The organism is Vibrio sp. 1069 (genome assembly GCF_033340555.1).
The window spans coordinates 1-517 of sequence record NZ_JAWOWP010000948.1; the positions used below are offsets into that span (position 1 = coordinate 1).

Here is a 517-nt window from a genome sequence, read left to right on the forward strand (position 1 = left end):
GCCCATGCTCGACAGAAGACGATGTTTGCAAACGCTGAGCTTGTCCCTGTTCGTTGTCAAACACGGCTTTTGTAATCGCTTTTGCCACAGACTGCGTGCTGCCTTCACGAAATAATTTCCCAGTAGCTTCAAAGAAGCGCGCGACTGCACCACTTGTAGGGTTTGCGCGTGTAAACTCTTGAGTAGCAGCATTGATCGTATATTCCTTACCACCAATGCTGAGTTTGCCTTCATTTAGAATCTCATTACGAGCTTGTGGCATCGCCGCTTGCAATGCACTCACATTTCCAAAACTGATCATGATTTACACCCTTAATGTAGAGAATTGGTTAGCATCCATCACTGGCGCACTTGGCTCGTCACTGATTGTTGAGATGGTCGTGCTTTTTAACCATTCAGTGAAATTGCCGAGAGACTCATCTAACATCGCTGCATCCAGCCATTGCTGACTTAGATGAACAAAGCCAACAAAACCGACGTCCTCATCCCAGTAAACAGCTGGAGAGCCTTGAGTGAG

Annotated in this window: 2 pseudogenes; both read right to left on the reverse strand. The window is 46.8% G+C overall.

The features are described 5' to 3' along the window. Positions 1–301: pseudogene (gene vopS / locus R7040_RS29965) on the reverse strand (T3SS effector adenosine monophosphate-protein transferase VopS); the annotation flags it as partial. A gap of 3 nt (positions 302–304) precedes the next feature. Continuing rightward, positions 305–517, reverse strand: a pseudogene (locus R7040_RS29970) (type III chaperone); the annotation flags it as partial.